This window comes from Streptomyces canus (assembly GCF_001514145.1).
Classification (GTDB): domain Bacteria; phylum Actinomycetota; class Actinomycetes; order Streptomycetales; family Streptomycetaceae; genus Streptomyces; species Streptomyces canus.
Window position 1 is genome coordinate 15,017 of sequence record NZ_KQ948683.1, and the last position, 17,898, is coordinate 32,914.

12 protein-coding genes and 1 pseudogene are annotated in these 17,898 nt (G+C 69.1%); all 13 read left to right on the forward strand.

Translation table 11 applies throughout. From position 1 onward, the window contains the following. Nucleotides 1-197: 197 nt before the first annotated feature. The gene (locus AQJ46_RS47525) at nt 198-1,550 is read left to right on the forward strand and encodes an extracellular solute-binding protein (protein ID WP_059211578.1); all 1,353 of its coding nucleotides are present in this window, start codon (nt 198-200) and stop codon (nt 1,548-1,550) included. Continuing rightward, nucleotides 1,547-2,575, forward strand: coding sequence for a carbohydrate ABC transporter permease (locus tag AQJ46_RS47530; RefSeq protein ID WP_059211579.1), 1,029 nt, complete (start codon nt 1,547-1,549; stop codon nt 2,573-2,575). Before AQJ46_RS47525 ends, AQJ46_RS47530 begins: the two co-directional genes overlap by 4 nt. Then, entirely contained in the window at nt 2,575-3,396 is an 822-nt protein-coding gene (locus AQJ46_RS47535) for a carbohydrate ABC transporter permease (RefSeq protein WP_059211580.1), read from the forward strand. The genes AQJ46_RS47530 and AQJ46_RS47535 overlap by 1 nt, the downstream gene beginning before the upstream one ends. 305 nt (nt 3,397-3,701) lie before the next feature. Beyond that, entirely contained in the window at nt 3,702-4,052 is a 351-nt protein-coding gene (locus tag AQJ46_RS47540; RefSeq protein WP_208617106.1) for a hypothetical protein, read from the forward strand. Further along, nucleotides 4,049-6,061 carry a glycoside hydrolase family 31 protein gene (locus tag AQJ46_RS47545; RefSeq protein WP_059211582.1) on the forward strand — a complete coding sequence of 671 codons (2,013 nt, stop codon included), beginning with the start codon at nt 4,049-4,051 and terminating at the stop codon, nt 6,059-6,061. Before AQJ46_RS47540 ends, AQJ46_RS47545 begins: the two co-directional genes overlap by 4 nt. Nucleotides 6,062-6,800: 739 nt before the next feature. Further along, on the forward strand, nt 6,801-7,859 hold the full coding sequence (locus AQJ46_RS47550) for a LacI family DNA-binding transcriptional regulator (RefSeq protein WP_059211583.1): 1,059 nt from the start codon (nt 6,801-6,803) through the stop codon (nt 7,857-7,859). A gap of 146 nt (nt 7,860-8,005) precedes the next feature. Next, a complete protein-coding gene (locus AQJ46_RS47555) occupies nt 8,006-9,250 on the forward strand; it encodes a sugar ABC transporter substrate-binding protein (RefSeq protein ID WP_059211584.1) in 1,245 nt (414 codons plus the stop codon). A 19-nt stretch (nt 9,251-9,269) separates the two neighbouring features. Beyond that, nucleotides 9,270-10,253: a carbohydrate ABC transporter permease gene (locus AQJ46_RS47560; protein WP_059211585.1), complete on the forward strand. Its 984-nt coding sequence runs from the start codon at nt 9,270-9,272 to the stop codon at nt 10,251-10,253. After that, nucleotides 10,250-11,074 (forward strand): carbohydrate ABC transporter permease, encoded by an 825-nt coding sequence (locus AQJ46_RS47565; protein ID WP_059211586.1) that lies wholly within the window; start codon nt 10,250-10,252, stop codon nt 11,072-11,074. The genes AQJ46_RS47560 and AQJ46_RS47565 overlap by 4 nt, the downstream gene beginning before the upstream one ends. A 77-nt stretch (nt 11,075-11,151) precedes the next feature. Beyond that, a complete protein-coding gene (locus AQJ46_RS47570) occupies nt 11,152-12,918 on the forward strand; it encodes an amylo-alpha-1,6-glucosidase (RefSeq protein WP_059211587.1) in 1,767 nt (588 codons plus the stop codon). Nucleotides 12,919-13,005: 87 nt separating this feature from the next. Further along, nucleotides 13,006-16,200, forward strand: coding sequence for an RICIN domain-containing protein (locus AQJ46_RS47575; protein ID WP_059211588.1), 3,195 nt, complete (start codon nt 13,006-13,008; stop codon nt 16,198-16,200). 154 nt (nt 16,201-16,354) lie between these two features. Next, nucleotides 16,355-16,654, forward strand: a pseudogene (locus AQJ46_RS58015) (hypothetical protein); the annotation flags it as partial. Nucleotides 16,655-16,851: 197 nt separating this feature from the next. Further along, nucleotides 16,852-17,889, forward strand: a complete 1,038-nt coding sequence (locus AQJ46_RS47580) for an MBL fold metallo-hydrolase (protein WP_059211589.1) — start codon at nt 16,852-16,854, stop codon at nt 17,887-17,889. Nucleotides 17,890-17,898: the final 9 nt, after the last annotated feature.

Genomic DNA, 17,898 nt, shown 5'->3' on the forward strand with positions numbered 1-17,898 from the left:
CACACGGTCGAAGTACCGGACCCGCAACGCCCGGCACCCACAGTGCGGGCGGTGTCGCCGACCCCTTGCCCGCCAGGCCGCCCACCACGGCCGGGCGCACACCGGGCTTCCTTCTCTCCCGCCCCCTGCGCCTTCCTGCGCGGCAGCACCCGTCTCCCGCATCCCAGCATGCTCACCGCACGAAAGGCTGCACCGTCATGCCCGTTGCACCCAGAAGCTCCCTCGACCGGCGCCGCTTCCTCACCGCCTCCGCCGGCGCCGCCTTCACCGCTGCCGCCCTGCCCGGCTGTGCCTCCTCCGTCGACTCCGGGGGCGGTGCCAAGGGCGCCAAGGAGACGCTCACCATCATGGACGTCGCCTGGGAGAAGAAGGACAAGCAGAAAGCCGAGCAGGAGCTCGGCATGAACCTCAACATCGTCACGTACGACGTCACCAAGCTCAACGCCATGCTGGCCGGCAACAACCCGCCGGACGTGGTCCGCGGCATCGGCGCGACGGACGTGCCCTACTTCGCCGCGCGCGGTCTGATGGCCGACCTGGACACCTACTTCGCCAAGAGCGACGTGCTCAAGCCCTCCGACCTCGCCGCGGCCAACGACGTCTGGCGCTACGACAGCGAGACCAGGAAGCAGGGCACGGGTCCCCGCTACGGCATGGCCAAGGACTACTCGCAGGACTGCATGTTCTGGTACCGCACCGACATGTTCGAGGCGGCCGGACTGGAACTTCCCAGCGACACCGAACCGCTGTCCTGCGACGAGTGGCTGGACCTCGGCAAGCGACTGGTCAAGCGCAGGCTCGGCAAGGTGAAGGTGTACGGCCTGAGCGCCGGGCCCGTGGTCGCCCCCCTCACCACGATCATGTGGATGACCGCGTCCGCCGGCGGGAGTCTGTTCGCCGAGGACCTGGCCACGGTGGACTTCTCCTCGCCCGAGGCGCTCAAGGCGCTGCAGTGGTACCTGGACTACGCGAAGGCCGACATCGGCCCCAGCGTCGTCAACCCCAACCCGGACGGCTGGGACTGGCCCACCTACCAGGCCAACCGGATGGCGATGGCCAACGACGGCTACTGGTTCGGCGGGACGATCGGCGGCGACGCCAAGATCGCCGAGGTCTCGCGGTTCGCCCCCGCACCCCAGCTCGGCAGCAACCGCGTCAGCCCCTGTTTCGGCGGCACCGGCTACTGGGTCCCCAAGGGCGCCAAGAACAAGGACACCGCCTGGAAGTACTTCGAGTGGTACTTCGGCGGCAAGCTCGCCCAGGACCGCGCGACCACCGGCTGGGGCATCCCCTCCCTGAAGTCGCTGGTCCCGAAGATGCCGCAGGACACCGCGTTCCACAAGCAGTCCTACGAGGTCCAGCAGCGCGAGCTGCCCCACTTCTCGGTGCTGCCCGTCAGCCCTTATGCCCAGGTGGACGCCCTGAACGTGGTGCTCACCAAGGTGCTGCCGGACGCGGTCAAGTCCGGCACCGCGGCAGGTAAGATCGCCGACGCGCTCAACTCCCGGATCAACGACCAGCTCGCGCGGGGCAAGGAGCTGGTGGGGTGAGTACCGATCAGCTCGCCGGGCCGGACGCGCGTTCGCCGATGCGGGCGGCACTCGCCCGGCCCGGCTCGCGCCGGTCGCGCCGTCCCCGCTCCCTGCGGGCACGCCGGACCGGGGCCTTCTATGTGTTCGCCGGCCCCTGGCTGCTGGGCTTCCTGGCCATGACGGTCTTCCCGCTGGGCTACGCGCTGTGGCTGAGCTTCACCAACTCCGACGGCCTGTCCCCCAACGCCCGCTTCGTCGGCCTGTCCAACTACCGTGAGGTCTTCACCGACCCGGAGACACTGGCGTCGCTGGGCCGCACCGGCCTGTTCACCGTAATCACGGTGCCGCTGACGATCGCGGCGGGCCTCCTGCTCGCGGTGCTGCTGAACCAGCCGATCCGTGCCCGGGGCGTGTTCCGCACGCTGGTCTATCTGCCCGCCGTGGTGCCACCGGTCGGTTCTGCCCTCGTCTTCAAGCTGATCTTCGACCGTGACTCGGGCTCCGCCAACGGCCTGCTGGACCTCTTCGGCGTGAACGGACTCTCCTGGCTGGCGGATCCCTACGCCCGCTGGGTGCTGATCACGCTGACTGTGTGGGGCTGCGGGAACGTCATGATCATCTCGCTGGCGGGGCTCCAGGACATACCAGCGGAACTGCTCGACGCGGCGCGCATGGACGGGGCGAGCTGGTGGCAGTCCTTCACCCGGATCACCCTGCCCCTCCTCTCCCCCGTGCTGTTCTTCCAGCTGATCACCCAGATCATCGCCACGCTGCAGAGCTTCCTGCCGCTGCTCATCTCGGTCGACCCCACCCCCAAGGGCGTAGGGGCCGTCCCCGAGAGCAACCAGCTGATCATGATCGACGTCTTCACGCAGTACTTCTCCAACGGCCGCTACGGCTACGCCTCCGCCCTGCTCTGGGTGCTCTTCGCGTTCGTCATGGCCGTCACCTTCGTCGTCTTCAAGCTGAGCCGGGGAGTGGTCTTCTACTCCGTGGATCCCGAGCAGACACAGAACAAGCCCCGGACGATCGGAGACAGCTGATGGTCCTGGCCCGACGCAAAGTCGTCTACATGCTCCTGGTCGCGATCCTGGTGCTCATGCTCAGCCCCTTCGGCTGGCTCCTGATCAGCGCCTTCAAGGACCCCTCCGAACTGCGCGCGGTGCCCATCCACTGGTGGCCGCACCACCCGACCTTGGAGAACTTCCACCTGGCCCTGACCCTTTTCGACTTCTTCGGCTACGCCCGCAACTCGCTGACGATCGCCGGCATCTACTCGGTGCTGATCACCCTGGCCTCGGCCTGGGCCGGCTACGGCTTCGCGCGGCTGACCGGGCCCGGCAAACGGATCATCTTCGGGTTGATGCTGTCCACGATGATGACGCCGCAGATCATCACCCTCATCCCGACCTACCTGCTGTTCTCCAAGGCCGGCCTGCTCAACTCCTACGTGCCCTGGGTGCTGTGGGGACTGGCCGGCGCCCCGTACCTGATCTTCCTCTTCCGGCAGTTCTTCACCAACATGCCCAAGGAACTGGAGGAGGCGGCGATCATCGACGGCTGCGGGCAGATCCGCATCTTCTGGCGGATCTTCCTCCCGCAGTCCTGGCCCGTCATCGCCACCAGCCTGGTCCTCTCCTTCAGCTGGAGCTGGGGCGACTACATCACGCCCGCCCTGCTGCTGGACGACGACCACACCACGCTCGCGGTGAAGATGGCCACCGGCTACGTCACCGAGCAGGGCACCGGGCTCTACACCGTCGTCGGAGCGGGCGCCGTCCTGTACATCGTGCCCTCGCTGCTCCTGTTCCTGATCCTGCAGCGCAACTTCGTCACGAGCACCGCCACGTCCGGACTCAAGTGACCGGCCCGGCTCCTCGAAAAGGGGCCCCTCCACAGCCGACACCCGAGGCACCGCGGACCGGGTGGACGCTCTCGGTGTGTGGCGCCCCCGCCCCGCACCCGGCTCACGGCCATCCCCCGGCCGCCCGACGCCTCAGGGCTGCCCGCCCTGGCGCGGGCGCCGGTGACATCACCTGACTGGAGGTCATCCTCACCACGCCGGGCGGAATCGCGTACGGCCCGGTCCGCGCTATGCCCCGGACCCGGACCCGAGGCCGCGGACGGTGCCGCTGCCGCTGCCGGACAAGCGCATCGGCCTCCCCTTCGATGAGTGGAACGTCTGGTACCGGAAGCGGCCCGGCGGGCGTGTCCCCGACGACCGGCACGTGGCGCCGCGCCTCCCCGGAGGCCGTGCGCCCCGTCGTCGCCGGCTCGGTGTCCATCGCCCTCCCGCGGCACGCCGACCGGGTCACCGGCGCCGCGCCCACCCGACCCGTCGGCACCGCCCCGGTCATGGCCGAGCCCGGCAGCCCGGGGGCGGCTCACCTTCCTCGCTGCGCAACCAACTTCACGTGGCGCATTGCCCTCCTCGTCGGCGCCGCTGCTCTGGAACGTCATCCGAGGGTCACCGTCGACCATCGCCATCATCCCGATCCGAGAAGGAATCCCCAGCCATGACCATCGTCACCGCACAGGACGGCGTCCTCGAACGACGCACCCCGCACGAGGTCCTCCTCATCGAGCCCTGGGGGCCGCACTCGGTCCGGGTCCGCGCCCGCGCCGGTCACGCCCCCGACGACACACTTCCCGGCGCCCTCGACATCCCCGCCGCGTGCGCCGACGCCACCGCGACCGCGCACGCGGACGGCACCGCCCGCCTCGTCAACGGCCGCCTCACCGTAGAAGCCGACCAGGACGGCTCGCTGCGTTTCCTGCACACCGAAACGGGCCGCGAACTGCTCTCCGACAAGCGCCCCTACCAGGCGTGCCCGCAGGCGCGCTCCTACGCGCCGCTCGCCGACGGCACCCACCGCGTCGAGCAGCGCTTCGAGGCATACGACGGCGAGCGCATCCACGGCCTGGGCCAGCATCTGCACGGTTACTTCGACCAGAAGGGCCTGGTGATCGACCTGGTCCAGGGCAACACGGTGGTCACCATCCCGTTCCTGCACTCCTCCCGCGGCTACGGGCTGCTCTGGAACAACCCCGCGATGGGCAGGGTCGAGCTGGGCAGGGACGCCACCCGCTGGGTCGCCGACTCGGCCCACCAGATCGACTACTGGATCACGGCGGGCGACACCCCGGCCCAGATCATGGAGGCGTACGCCGAGGCCACCGGGCATCCGCCGCTGCTGCCCGAATGGGCCGCCGGTTTCTGGCAGTCCAAGCTGCGCTACAGCACGCAGGACGAACTCCTGGCGGTCGCCCGGGAGTACAAGGAGCGCGGGCTGCCGCTGTCGGTGATGGTCTGCGACTTCTTCCACTGGACCCACATGGGTGACTGGGACTTCGATCCCACCGACTGGCCCGACCCGGACGCCATGATCAAGGAACTGGAGTCACTCGGCATCAAGTTGGCGGTGTCTGTCTGGCCCACCGTGGATCCCGGCAGCCGCAACCACGACCCGCTGCGCGACGGCGGGCTCCTCGTCGGCGACAGCCACGGCGGTCTGCTGACCTTCCCCTGGCCCGCCCGCGGCCACGGCACGGACTACCAGCCGATGACCTACTTCGACGCCACCCATCCGGCCGCCCGCCGCCACCTCTGGCAGCAGCTGAGCGCGCACTACCACCAGCTCGGTGTCTCCGCCTTCTGGCTCGACGCCTGCGAGCCGGACCTGCCTCTCGAACTCGCCGCCCGCGCCCTCTACTCGGCGGGCCCCGGTACCCAGGTGGGCAACGTCTACGGGAAGTTCGTTGCCCGCGCCGTCGCCGAAGGCCTCAACGAGACCGGCGACGAGCGCCCGCTCAGCCTCGTCCGCTCGGCATGGGCCGGCAGCCAGCGCTACGGCGCCGCCCTGTGGTCCGGTGACATCCAGCCCACCTTCGAGTCACTGGCCCAGCAGATCCGGGCCGGGCTGAACGTCGCGATGAGCGGCATCCCGTGGTGGAACACCGACATCGGCGGCTTCCTCGGCGGCGACCCCACCGACCCGGCGTACCAGGAGTTGCTGGTCCGGTGGTTCCAGTACGGCACCTTCAGCCCCCTCATGCGGCTGCACGGCGACCGTGCGCCCAACCACCCCACCTTCTCCGCGGACATGACCGGCGGACCGAACGAGGTCTGGTCATACGGACAGCAGGCCTACCCGATCCTGACGGCGCACCTGCGCCTGCGCGAGCGGCTGCGCCCCTATCTGCTGGAGCTGTCCGACCAGGCGCACCGCACCGGGGCGCCGGTGATGCGTCCGCTGTTCTTCGGCTTCCCCGAGGACGCGCACGCCTGGACCGTCGACGACCAGTTCCTCCTCGGGCCCGATGTCCTCGTAGCGCCGGTCGCCGAAGCCGGAGTCCACAGCCGCCCCGTCTACCTCCCGGCCGGCGCACGCTGGACCGACACCGCCACCGGCGAGCTCCATGAGGGCGGCACCACTGTCGACGTTCCCGCGCCACTGGAACACATCCCGGTCTTCGTCCGCGAAGGCGCCGCCGTCGCGGACGCGTTCACGGAGTTCAGCGCCCGCTGACCTGTTCGCCTGCCCTCACAGGGCCGTGAACCGATCTGCAGCGGATGCCTTTCGCAAGCCGAGAGGTGTGGCTCCCGCCCGGAGTTCCGGCGGGAGCCACACGCATGTGAGGGAGGCTGAGGAGCGGGTCGCCGAGGTGGCACCGGATCTGGACTCAGTGCAGACACGCCCTACGACTCGGCGAGTGCGCGGGAACCCGGCGACCGGCAGCCCTGCGATCCAGCGCGGGCGGGGTCCGGGTGCGCCCACCGTCCGCGGGGGCCGTGGGATTGCACGGCCCAGGCCCACGCCGTAGGGCATCGGCAGAGTGCCGCCGGACCCGATCAGTCCGACGCCTCGCCCCGGAAAGATCGCCGCAGCGCTCAGCCCGATATGTGCGTGACGCCTCGGCGGCGCTCTGATCCTCGACACATCGTCGAACCGGTTCGACGAAGCTAGCACCGAGGAAACCGGGCGGCAATACCCGCGACACAGCGCCCTCGGCCGCACACGGGCGGCCATCCTGACCGGTTCGGGGTGATCCCGTACGTGGAATCCGGCACCTGGCCTGCCGGTAAGCGCGGGCCCTCCGCACCCCGACGTTTCCGGGCCGTTACGAGAATTTCCGTTCGAGGCGTTGACACCCACCCAGGTTGCTCCTACCTTCACTTCACGCGAACCGGTTCGACGATCGGCACCTGGCCGATTTCGCCCCCTGGAACCATCGAACCGATTCGACCGATCTCGGTAAGGAGCCTCCGTGAACATCGGTGAGATCGCCAAGCGGGCGGGTGTCTCGCGGAGCACCGTGTCCTACGCCCTGAGCGGGAAGCGCCCCGTGTCCGAGGACACCCGTCAGAAGATCCAGCGGGTCATCGACGAGCTGGGCTACCAGCCCAACGCGAGTGCACGGGCCCTGGCCAACGGCCGGACCAACACCATCGGTCTGGTCTTCCCGCCGGCCGGCAACCACTACACCGGCATGCAGCTGGACTTCATCGGCAGCGTCACCGAGGCCGCCGCGAGCTACGACTACGACGTGCTGCTCTCTCCCAGCGGCGCGGACAGCGACCGCTCCTTCCAGCGGCTGCTGGGCGAGCGACGGGTCGACGGCGCGATCCTGATGGAGATCCGGCTGGCGGACGACCGGCTCGACCACCTCACCGCGGTGGGCTTCCCCTCCGTCGCCATCGGCCGCACCGCCCACCCGGAAGGCAGCTGGTGGGTGGGCCTGGACCACACGGCACTGGCGGCGGCCTGTGTGCACCACCTCGCGGACCTGGGCCACCGCAGGATCGCCTTCGTCAACCGGCCCGAACAGCTCTTGCGGGCCGGATACGAGTCGGCCCACCGGGGTCTTGACGGATTCACCAAGGCCGCGGCGGAACGCGGCCTCACTGTCCGGACCTACTGCTGCGGGGACGATCCCGCCTCGGGCCATGCCTGTCTGGAGCGGATCCTGCACGACGACCCGGCCACCACGGCCCTGGTCACCCTGAACGAGGCCGCGCTCGGCGGACTCTACCGAGGGCTCGCCCAGGCCGGGCGTCACGTACCGCGCGACTTCTCCGTCACCGGGGTCGTGGCCAGCAGGTGGGCGGAGACGGTGACCCCGCAGCTCACCGCGGCGGACGTACCGGCCGAGCAGATGGGCCGCCTCGCCGTCGACCTACTCGTCGAGCGGCTCGACCACCCCGACACACCGGCCCGGCACCACCTGCTCACGCCGCCGATCTCGTTGCGCGCGAGCACCGCACCCGCCGGCACCACACCCACAGCCCCCGCCGCGGACCCGGGTCCCGCTTCCACACATCCCTGACCCTCCCCTTCACCTCCCGCACCCCATACCGCCGACTCCGCAACTACCACGCGGGTGCGGCGAGTCAGCAACCCTTTTTCACCCCTCCCCGGTCACACCTGTGCCGATCGCAGGGCACGCCTGTGCCAAAACCCATGAGGAACGCAATGAACACATCTGCCAGACGACGTCTCACCGCCGCGGTCCTGACCGTCCTCGCCGTCAGCTCGGGTGCCACCGCCTGCTCGTCCGGTTCCGGCAGTTCCTCGGCGAAGGATGCCGACAGCAAGACGTACACCATCTGGGACCCGTACCCGCAGTTCGACAAGACCTCGGCGTGGGCGAAGCTGCTGGACGGTTGCGGCACCAAGGCCGGGGTGAAGATCAAGCGGACCCCGTTCGACACCAGTGACCTGACGAACAAGGCGCTGCTGGCGGCGCAGCAGGACAACTCCGCGGACGTCCTCATCGTCGACAACCCGGTGGTGTCGACCCTGGCGGAGGCGGGCGTGCTGACGTCCACCGACGACAACAAACTGGATGTCTCCAAGGTCAGCCCCAACCTGCTCGCGGCGGGCCAGTCGGGCGGGAAGACGTACGGCACGCCGATCGGCGCCAACACCCTGGCCCTGTACTACAACAAGGCGGTGCTGAAGAAGGCCGGCGTGGACATAGCCTCGGTCAGGGACTGGACGTCACTGACGGCGGCGCTGGAGAAGGTCAAGAAGGCGGGCAAGAAGGGCATCACCTTCTCGGCGATCGGCACGGAGGAGGGCAGCTTCCAGTTCCTGCCCTGGTTCTGGGGTTCGGGTGCGAAGCTGACCCAGCTCGACTCGTCCGAGGGCGTCTCGGCGCTGTCGCTGTGGAAGAACTGGCTGGACAAGGGCTATGCCCCCAACTCGGTGATCAACAACACCCAGACGACCAGCTGGCAGGAGTTCGCGAGCGGCGACTACGCGTTCGCGGAGAACGGCACCTGGCAGCTCGCCAATGCCGAGAAGGCGGGCTTCGAGTACGGGGTCATTCCCGTCCCGGGCGCTTCGGGAGGCGAGGCCGCGGCCCCGACGGGCGGTGAGTTCGTCACCATCCCGGTGCAGAGTGACACCGGCCGGTACGCCACCTCGCAGAAGCTCGTGTCCTGCCTGACCAGCAGCCAGAACCTGCTCGCCACCGACACGACGCTGTCGTACGTGGCCCCCACCACCGAGGTCCAGGACGAGCAGGTGGCGGCGAACGCCGAGCTGAAGCCCTGGGTCGCCGCGGTCAAGGCGGCCAAGGGCCGCACCAGTGACGACCTGGGCACCAAGTACCCGAAGATCTCCGAGCAGATGTGGAAGGCCGTCCAGTCCGCACTCAGCGGGTCGGCGTCCCCGAAGGACGCCCTCGGCTCCGCACAGTCCGCCGTCAAGTAACCAGGACCCCGGCCAGCCGATGAAGCACACGACACCGTTGCCGGATCACCGGCCGGCGCGCGACCGGAACGGGGCGGCGACCGCCGCCCCGCCCCCGGCCCGCACCACGGCCCGGCGCCGACCCGCCTCCCCGCAGTGGGCCGCCTGGGCGTTCCTCGCCCCGGTCACCCTCTACCTCGTCCTCTTCTATGCCTATCCGCTCTACCGCAACCTCGACCTGAGCCTGCGCAACTACACCGTCCGCTCGTTCGTCCAGGGCAACGCCCCCTTCACGGGCCTGACGAACTACCGGACCGTCTTCGACGACCCGACCTTCGCCCCCGCCCTGCTGCACACCGCGGTGTTCACCGCCGTCTGCCTGGTCTTCCAGTACGCCATCGGTCTGGCGCTCGCGGTCTTCTTCCACCAGAACTTCCGGCTCTCCGCCACCCTGCGCGCCCTGTTCCTGGTGCCCTGGCTGCTGCCGCTGATCGTGTCGGCCTCGACCTGGTCGTGGATGCTCAACAGCGACTCCGGCATCGTCAACGCCGTGTTGAGCGGCCTCGGCCTCGGGCCGGTGAACTGGCTGACCTCGCCGTCCTGGTCGCTGGCCTCGGTGATCATCGCGAACATCTGGATCGGCGTCCCCTTCAACCTCGTCGTGCTCTACAGCGGTTTGCAGTCCATCCCGGCCGGCCTGTACGAGGCGGCCGCCCTGGACGGGGCGGGTGCCTGGCGGCGCTTCTGGAGCATCACCTTCCCGCTGCTGCGCCCGGTGTCCGCCATCACCCTGCTGCTCGGGCTGGTCTACACGCTCAAGGTCTTCGACATCGTATGGATCATGACCAAGGGCGGCCCGGCCGACTCCTCCACCACCTTCGCCACCTGGTCCTACCAGCTCGGCTTCGGCAACCTGCTGCCCGCCTTCGGCCCCGGCGCGGCCGTCGGCAACCTGCTCGTCGTCGCCGCCCTGGCCTTCGGCCTGGTCTACGTCCGGGTCCAGCGGAAGCAGGCACTGTCATGAGCAGCAACGACCGACGTACAGGAGGGAAGACGGCCGTCGGCCTGCTGCTGACCGCAGTCATGCTCTTCCCGGTCTACTGGATGCTCAACGTGTCCTTCACCCGCGACCAGGACATGCGCAAGAGCCCACCGGACCTGTTCCCCGCCCACGCCACCCTGGAGGGCTACCGGGCCGTCCTCGACCAGCAGTTGCCCTACCTCGGCACCAGTCTCGTCATCGGCCTCGGCACCGTGGCCCTGACCGTGGCGCTGGCGGCACCGGCCGGGTACGCCCTGGCCAAACTGCGCCCGCGCGGAGGGAGCCTGCTCAGCTTCCTCTTCCTGGTCGCCCAGATGATCCCCGGCATCATCATGGCGATGGGCTTCTACGCCATCTACCTGCAGCTCGGCCTGCTCCAGTCCGTGCCCGGCCTGATCGTCGCGGACTCCACTCTCGCAGTCCCCTTCGCCGTACTGATCTTCACGGCGTTCATGTCCGGCATCCCCGGCGAACTGCTCCAGGCCGCACAGATGGATGGCGCCGGGCCGTTGCGCACCTTCCGGTCGATCGTCCTGCCGATGAGCCGCAACGCCGTCGTCACGGTGTCGCTGTTCGCCTTTCTGTGGTCGTGGTCCGACTTCGTCTTCGCCAGCACACTCGCGGGCGGCGGCGCCCACGAGCCGATCACCCTGGGCATCTACCACTACATCGGCAACAACAACCAGCAGTGGAACGCCATCATGGCCACCGCCGTCGTGGCCTCCCTGCCCGCCGCGGTGATCCTCGTCCTCGCCCAGCGCTACGTCGCCGCCGGCGTGACCACCGGTGCCGTCAAGGACTGAGCCCATCAACCCACCACAACGACCGGCCAGTTGTCGGTCGGCTGCTGCCCCCTGCTCCAGAAACGAGTCACGCCACCATGACCGCCGCACCGACCGGCCCGGCCTTCCCCGTCCACGACATACCCTTCAGCACGCCCGGATCGTGGTTCGGCATCTCTCCCGTGCTGGCGGAGAAGACGCGCGCCGAGGACCTCCACCTCGTCTCGCACCAGAACGGCATGCACGCCGTCCTGCGCCTCCTCCCCCTCGACACGGCGACGGGCGACCGCGCCGAGACCCGCGTCGAGGCGACACCGGGCCTGCTCAGCTGGACCGGCGCGGCAGGCCGCATCGACCTCGCCTACGAGTCGCCCGACACCGTACGCATTCACGGCCAGGAGCTGGATCTTCGCGTCACCGCGGCGGCGCAGAAACTGACCCCCTTCGGCGGCACCTACTTCTACCGCGACCCGGTGGACGACGCGCACGTGTTCACCTCCTACGAGACCGGGCGCCGCTACCGGATCACCGTTCTGTCCGGCACGGTCGCCGACGTGTCCGGTTCCCAGGCCCTGGGCACAGCTGACCGCGGTCTCACGGTCATCGCCGAACCCGACGGATCATGGGAGATCGCGGTCGAGGAACTCGACAGCGCGCGACGGCCCTACCGCTCGTCGGCGACGTTCGGCGAGGTCCATGAGGCCGCGCGGCAGTCGTTCGCCGAGTTCTCCGGCACCGTCGCCCCGTGGTGCTCGGCCGTCACCCCGGCCGCCGAACTCGCCGCCTACGTCGTCTGGTCGGCGACCGTGCGCCCGGCGGGTCTGGTCACCCGGCCCGCCGTGCTGATGTCCAAGCACTGGATGGACAAGGTGTGGAGCTGGGACCACTGCTTCAACGCCCTTGCCCTGGCCCCCGGTTCCCCCGGTCTCGCCTGGGACCAGTTCTCCCTCCCCTTCGACCACCAGGACGACAGCGGCGCACTGCCCGACTCCGTCACCCACTCCGAGGTCCTCTACAACTTCGTCAAACCGCCCATCCACGGCTGGGCCTTCGGTCACCTGCGCCGCCTGCTCCCCGAGCCGCTCACCCCGGCGCAGCTGACCGAGGCGTACGACAGACTGACCCGCTGGACGGACTTCTGGCTGACCGCGCGGCGCGCATCCGGCGCCACCCTGCCCCACTACCAGCATGGAAACGACAGCGGCTGGGACAACGCCACCACCTTCGACCCCGGACGCCTCGCCGTCACCGCCGACCTCGCCGCCATGCTGATCCTCCAGCTCGACGAACTGGCCCTGCTGGCCGGCGAACTGGGCTTCCCGGACGACGCCCGGCGCCGCACCGAGACAGCCGACGCCATCCAGGCGGTACTGCTGGACGAGCTGTGGGACGGCGAACGGTTCCTGAGCCGGCCCGCTCACGGCGGAGCCCCAACCGAGAGCGCCAGCCTGCTCGACCTGATGCCGATCGTGCTCGGTGACCGCCTGCCCGCCAAGGTCCGTGACCGGCTCGCCGAACAGATCGAGACCCACCTCACCGCGTTCGGCCTGGCGACCGAACACCCCGGCTCCCCCCACTACGAGCCCGACGGCTACTGGCGCGGCCCGATCTGGGCCCCCTCCACCGTCCTCATCGAGGACGGCCTGCGCCGCGCGGGACATGAACGCCTCGCGGACGAGATCAGCGCCCGCTTCCGCGCCCTGTGCGAAACCTCCGGCTTCGCCGAGAACTTCGACGCCCTGACCGGCCAAGGACTGCGCGACCGCGCGTACACCTGGACCGCATCCAGCTACCTGCTGCTGGCCCGCGACCACCTTCGCCGCGCGGACACCGCGACCGACAGCACTGTCACCGCCACCGCCTGACCCGCGAGCGACAACCCCACCCAGACGTCCGGCACGGGGGCCGGCGCAGCAACAACCAGCCGCTCATCTCTGAAGGGACACGAGCACATGCCAAGAATCGGGCAAAGACGCTCGACCAGGGGACGCCTTCTCCACGGCATCGCCAAGTCGCTGCTCTCGCTGACCGTCATAGCCGGGGCCACCACCGTGATGGCGACGCCGGCCTCCGCCGCCACCCCCACCCTCACCGTCGACCTGGGCACCACCACCGGAGCCTTCCACGGCGGTGCCTCCGGGGCGCTGTACGGCCTGGCCGCCCCGGACGTACCGACGAACAACCTCATCGAGGGGATGGGGCTGCAGACCACCAACACCAAGTACCAGGACGGTCAGCAGCACCCCGGCTCGGACGCGCTGGAGGTCGCCAAGCCCTTCGTGGACAGCGGCGGCAAGGACGTCTACATCTACATGACGGACGTGTACCGCACGTTCTCCTACGAACGCGCCAGCTACGCCGCTTACCAGGCGGCGATGAAGACCCAGGTCGAGCAGGCGATGGCCAGCCCCTACAAGGACCGGATCGTCCTCGTCCCCTACAACGAGCCCGACGGCATGTGGTACCCCGGCATGCGCACCCAGGCAGGGCCGCTGGCCGCCTTCAACGCCGAGTGGCTGCAGACCTACAACTTCATCAAGGGCATCTGGCCCGAGGCGCGGCTGGCCGGCCCCAACCTCTCCAGCTACACCAGCTTCGCCTTCAACGGCTTCCTCACCTACTGCAAGGCCAACAACTGCCTGCCCGACGTCATGACCTGGCACACCCTGGGCAGCCCGGCGGCCGTACGCAGCACGGTCGACTCCTACCGCGCGCTGGAGACCGCCGCGGGAATCACCACACCGCTGCCCATCAACCTCAACGAGTACGCCTACCGGTACCACCTCACCGACCCCGGTCAGATGGTGCAGTGGATCTCGGCCCTCGAGGACGAGAAGGTCGACGGCAACCTGCCGTACTGGAACATCAACGGCACCCTCGGCGACTCCGCCGCCGGCCAGAACACCCCCAACGCCCAGTGGTGGCTGTACAACTGGTACAGCTCCATGAGCGGCAACACCGTCAAGGTCACCGGCGCCTCCAACAACGACGCGTACACCCTGCAGGGCCTGGCGAGCCTCGACACGGCCAAGAAGCAGGCCCGTGTCATCCTCGCCGGCGGCGGCACCAGCGGTGACTCGAACACGGTCATCCAGAACATCGACCCCGCGGTCTTCGGCAGCACCGTCCACGTCAGCGTGTTCCAGGACCGCTACAGCGGATACATCGGCGCGGCGGGCACCCCGACCCGGCTGTCCGACGCGGATGTCGCCGTCGGTTCCGACGGCTCGATCACCCTCCCCATCACCCTCGACGCCATGTCCGCGTACGAGGTGATCGTCTCCCCGGGCGGCACCGGCAGCGCCACCGCCTCCGACAACACCTGGTCGGCGTCGTACGAGGCCGAGAACGCCACCCTCAGCGGCAGCGGATACAACATCAACACCGAGGGCACGACCGGGAGCATCGCCAAGTTCGCCACTTCCGGCACCAAGGACGTCGGCGGTCTGCGCACCGGCTCCAGCACGGTGATCTCCTTCCCCGTCTCCGTGCCCACCACCGGCGACTACAACCTGTCGGTGTTCGGCAACAGCTCCGCCACGTCGACCGCCGTCAAGGGCCCGACGAACGTGTACGCACGGGTCGACGGCGGCGCCTCCACCAGGATCGACATACCGGTGGGCTTCCAGTGGGTGGTGTGGGGCCACAGCGACACCACCGTGCACCTCACCTCGGGCAGCCACACCATCACGTTGGCCACCACCGGCGACAACGGCGCGGCCACCGACGGCGACGCCATCATCGACAAGATCGACCTGCAGTACAAGGACGCCTCCGTCCAGGGCACCACGCTCTACGAGGCCGAGCAGGCCGTTCTCTCCGACAGCGGCACCGCCACCTACACGTCCCAGGGCCAGTCCGGGGCCGGTGCGGTGAACCTGACGAGCGGCAAGTCCGCGACGTTCTGGGTCTACTCCGCGCGAGACGGATACGCCGACCTGACCTCCCGCTTCCGCAACACCGGTCAGGCCGACCTCACGGTCAACGGCAAGACCGTCGACGACCAGACCCTCTCCGGGGCGACGCCCACCGCCTGGTCCACCTCCACCAACCGGGTCTATCTGGACTCCGGCATCAACAAGGTCAAGGTGACCGGCACCAGCGGCACCCTGGCCCTGGACGACCTGGCCGTCACCCCGTTCAGCGCCACCGACGCCGTCACCACCGGCAACGTCGTCACCTACCAGGCCGAGGACGGCACCCTCACCGGCACCGCGGCCGCCGACACCACCTACAGCCAGGCCGACGGCGGCGTCGTCACCGGCATCGGCGACGGAACAGCCAACTCGCTCACGCTCAACGTCGACGCGCCCTCGGCGGGCACCTACGCCATGACCATGCGCTACGCCAACGGCGAGAAGATGACCGTCAGCCGCGGCAACCCCGACATCCTGGTCGAGCACGCCGACGTCAGCGTCAACGGCGGCGACACCACCCGCGTCAACTTCGCCAACACCCTGCACTGGAACCAGTTCGCCGACTACACCGTGCCCGTGACCCTCACCAAGGGCACCAACACGGTCAAGTTCACCGCCTCACAGCTCTACAACTACGACGGCACCACCATCGGCCTGGTCTACTCCGGCGGCGGCGCCGACATCGGACAGCCGATGCGCTCCAGCTCCGCGCCGCACTTCGACGAAATCTCCTTCGCACCGCAGAGCCTGCACATCGGCGCCTCGACCGGCTTCTCCTCCACGGCCGTCGCCCAGCACAGCTCGCTCTGCCTCGAAGACCCCTCCCAGTCCAGCGCCGACGGCACCCAGTACCAGCAGAACACCTGCGGCAGCGGCCAGGAACAGGTCTTCGACTTCCACCCCGTCAGCGGCGCCACCGACACCTACACCGTCGTCAACCACTCCAGTGGCAAGTGCCTCGACATCTCCGCCTACTCCAAAGCCAACGGGGCCGCCGTCCAGCAGTGGACCTGCCACGGAGGCACCAATCAGCGGTTCAAGCTGAACGCGGTGACCGCGCTCGGCAACAGCCACGACTACCAGCTCGTCGCCGTCAACAGCGGCAAGTGCGTCGACGTCAGCGACATCTCCACCACCGCCGGCGCCCTCGTCCACCAGTGGACCTGCGACGCGACAAGCGCCCTGACCACCAAGAAGAACCAGATCTGGCGGCTGCTCGGCAAGGACTGACCAGCAACGGATTCCGCTGAGTCGCCCAGCCGGTCGACAGGAACAGGCCCCGCTCCCCTGCAGGGCCCAGGAGAGGGCCACGACACCCGGTCGTGGCCCTCTCCACATGCATACCAGCGTCTCCAGCCCCCGCCGACTGCCGTGGTGCGGCCGGGAGGGCCCCGCGCCCGGCAAACACACCGGGCCGGAGCCGGTGGGCCGCCTTCTCGCCCGTCACCCACGCCTGCTTCTGATCGTGGCGCACATGGGAACGCCGGAGTACACCGACTTCCTGGACCGCCGTGGTGTCGGACAACAGGGGGATGCGCGACTTCCTGGACCTGGCCGAGCGGTACGACGAGGTGCTCTGTGCACGACCCTGGCATTCGCGGATTTCAGCGAGCGCTTCCACCCCTTCCCGGGGACCGAACGCGGCCGGCTCGCCGACCTGGGCGATCGGATTCTGCTCGGCTCCGGGGTCCTGGCCTCCGGGGAGCTCTTGGAGATGGCGTCCAGGGCCACGAGCCTCAGGAGGCCGACGCAATTTCACCAGAGCGTCTCAGTCTTCTCGGCGCCGTCATGTCCAGCCCTGGGCAGTGGCACCGCGACCCTAGGATATTTAATTTAAGATAGGATAGATTTCTTCTGTCGAGCGCGACACGGGAGCAGGCCTTGGCGACACCACTGTTGGATCAGCCCGACGACTGGACCGAGCCCGGCGCCCACCCCGTCGTGGAGCATGTCTACCGCGTCCCTCTGGCGCTGCCCGTGGACGGACTGGCGGCGGTCAACGTCTATCTGATCGAGGATCCCGGCGGACTGGTACTGATCGACGCGGGCTGGGCCAGGCCGGAGACCGAGAAGGCGCTCGTCGAGGCACTGCAGAGCCTGGGACACGGACTCGGGGACATCGACCAGGTCATCGTGACCCACGCCCACTGGGACCACTACACCCAGGCACTGGCGTTGCGCGAATCGCTGGGCACCCGGGTGCGGGTCGGCCGGGAAGAGCGTCACACGATCGAGGGCTTCGACCTGGACGACGGGATATGGCCCCGCCAGGTCGACCTGCTGCGCGAGTGCGGTGCGCCCGGGCTGGCGGCCCTGGTGGATGCCGTGCCGGTAGAACAGCAGGACCGGGACATGCCGTTCGGCCCACCGGACGCATGGCTGTCGGACGGTGAACGGATCGTCCTAGCGGACCGCCGTCTGGACGTGCGGGCCACACCCGGCCACACCCGCGGTCATGTGGTGGTCGGGGACCCCCGCGCAGGCCTGCTGTTCTCCGGTGACCACGTACTGCCGCACATCACCCCGTCGCTGGGATTCGAACGGTCGCCGGAGAAGTACCCGCTGCGGTCCTATCTCGCCTCCCTGCGCATGGTCCGGGAACTGCCGGACGCGCTGCTGCTGCCCGCGCACGGACCCGTGACCAGGAGCGTCCACACGCGGGTGGACGAACTGATCGCGCATCATGAGGAGCGGCTGGACGAGGTGCTGCGCCAGGTGGCTTCCGGCGCGGAGACGGCCTACGCGGTGGCGCGCGCTCTGCCGTGGACCCGGCGGCAGCGCCGGCTGGACGACCTTCCACTCGTCCACCAGATGACCGCGGTGCTGGAGATCGACGCCCACCTGGACGTCCTGGCCCAGCAGGGCGCGGTCCTCTGGCAGCGTGCCGACGGAGTCCGGCGGTTCGCTCCGGTCCGTTGACCCGCCGTG